3 protein-coding genes are annotated in these 2,279 nt (G+C 43.6%); 2 read left to right on the top strand and 1 reads right to left on the bottom strand.

The window, feature by feature from the left end; translation table 11 throughout:
• Window positions 1-233 (top strand): MBL fold metallo-hydrolase RNA specificity domain-containing protein (locus CXF78_RS20810; RefSeq protein ID WP_308302290.1); only part of this gene is annotated, 233 nt, incomplete at its 5' end.
• A 239-nt stretch (window positions 234-472) separates the two neighbouring features.
• Window positions 473-856, top strand: coding sequence for a four helix bundle protein (locus tag CXF78_RS20805; RefSeq protein ID WP_102037833.1), 384 nt, complete (start codon window positions 473-475; stop codon window positions 854-856).
• 211 nt (window positions 857-1,067) lie between these two features.
• On the opposite strand, the gene glmM is transcribed toward CXF78_RS20805, so the two are convergent.
• Window positions 1,068-2,279: phosphoglucosamine mutase (glmM, locus tag CXF78_RS20800; protein WP_102037832.1), on the bottom strand; the 1,212-nt coding region annotated here is incomplete at its 5' end.

Genomic DNA, 2,279 nt, shown 5'->3' with positions numbered 1-2,279 from the left:
GCGGATACGTTTACATCAACGAACTAAAAATTGATATCAAAGCCGCCATCCACACCATCAGCGGTTACTCCGCCCACGCCGATCAACACAACCTCATCAACTTCGTAAAACGCATGCACCACAAACCCAGCCACATAAGAATCGTCCACGGCGACAACGAAGCCAAACAAGCGCTAGCAAAGGAATATAGAAAAATGCTGCCAGAGGCAGAAATTGTTATCGGTAAGGAATGATAAAGCCTAGATCGCTGCGCTACTAGTACGCTACGCGGCTAGATTCTATAAAATCTTAGCAACAGCCTAGATCGCTGCGCTGCTAGTACGCTACGCGGCTAGATTCTATAAAATCTTTGCAACAGCCTAGATCGCTGCGCTGCTAGTACGCTAAGCGGCTAGATTCTATAAAAGCAAATAGCACAGCGAAACTGCCCTAAACTTAGCAGCAAAGCGAAGCTAGAATAAATGGAGAACACATGAGATTTGAACAATTAGATGTATGGAAAAGAGCATCCAGATTATCTTGTGAAATTTATAAATTAGCGGATAAAGTTAATAACTGGGGCTTCAAGGATCAGATAACTCGTTCAGGCTTATCTGTCCCATCAAATATTGCGGAAGGTGAAGAAAGGGATACAACAAAGGAAAAAATAAGGTTTTTATACTATGCAAAAGGTTCATTAGGCGAGTTAGTAACCCAGCTATACATAGGAGTTGAAGCAGAATTTTTAGACAAAAAAACTTCATTAATGCTAGTCAACGAAGCAAAAGAATTAGCTAAAATAATAGGAACCATGATCAAAAATAAACAGTCAAAGATTAAAGATGCTAGAAAGCTGAGAACAGAGCCTAGAGCCTAGCATCTAAGCTCAACAGCGCAGCTGTCCTTAACAGGACAACGTCCGCCCTAGAAGCATAGCGCACTAGATTCTAGCATCTAAGCTTAACAGCGAAGCTGTCCCTAGCAGGACAATGTCCGCCCTAGAAGCATAGCGCACTAGATTCTAGCATCTAAGCTTAACAGCGCAGCTGTCCTTAGCAGGACAACGTCCGCCCTAGAAGCGAAGCGCACTAGAAACTAGTGACTACTTTAGCTATATGCTCTGCTTGCGCCTGTGACATTTCTGGGTCTGTTGATTCAACCATTACGCGGATAAGGGGTTCGGTGCCAGATTTACGTAATAATACTCGACCGTTTTCGGCAAGTACGGCTTCGGCTTCTATCACAGCTTGTTTTACGGCTTCTGACGCTAAGATCTCATCAGCGTTATTAGCGGTTAGCCGAACATTGAGCAGTACTTGAGGTAACTTTTTCATACCCGAGACTATCTCAGCTAATGACTGGCCAGACTGTAATACTGCTTGTAATACTAATAATGACGCCACAACAGCATCCCCAGTTGATGCATGGTCAAGGTGCAGTATGTGACCAGAACCTTCGCCGCCTATGCGCCAGCCAGTAGCTTTTAATTGCTCAACCACATAACGGTCACCCACTTTGGCGCGCTTAAATGGAATATCCATTTCTTTTAACGCTATTTCAAGACCAAGGTTAGACATTAATGTGCCAACTACACCGCCACTTAAAGTACCTTGTTGTTTTGCTGTTTTGGCCAGAATATATAAAATTTGGTCACCATCCACTACGTGGCCATTATGGTCAACAAACATTACACGGTCAGCATCACCGTCCATCGCAATACCTAAATCGGCCTCATGCACCATTACCGCAGTTTGCAAGCTGTCTAAATGTGTCGCGCCACAATGGTCGTTAATATTGGTACCATTAGGCTTATCATTAATGCTAATCACCTCAGCACCTAACTCACGGTATACGTTGGGCGCAATATGATACGCCGCACCGTTAGCACTATCGACGACAATTTTAAGGCCTGCTAAGGTTAAATCTTTAGCAAATACGCCTTTGCAAAACTCAATGTAACGACCAGCAGCATCAGTAATACGACGGACTTTACCTAACAATTCAGATGAAACACATTCCATCGCATTGTGATTTAACGCCTGGTCGAGTAAAGCTTCAATTTCAAGCTCTTGCTCGTCATTAAGCTTAGTGCCAGAATTTGAGAAAAATTTAATGCCATTGTCATAAAACGGATTATGCGATGCACTGATAACAACACCAGCATCAGCTCTGAACGTTGAGGCTAAATACGCCACTGCAGGGGTTGGCATAGGGCCAATTAATGCCACGTTCACACCAGCAGCAGACAAACCAGCTTCAATAGCTGATTCGAGCATATAACCGCTACTACGAGTATCTTT

The organism is Shewanella sp. 11B5 (genome assembly GCF_002836795.1).
GTDB lineage: Bacteria > Pseudomonadota > Gammaproteobacteria > Enterobacterales > Shewanellaceae > Shewanella > Shewanella frigidimarina.
This window is presented reverse-complemented; position numbering and strand designations above follow the sequence as displayed.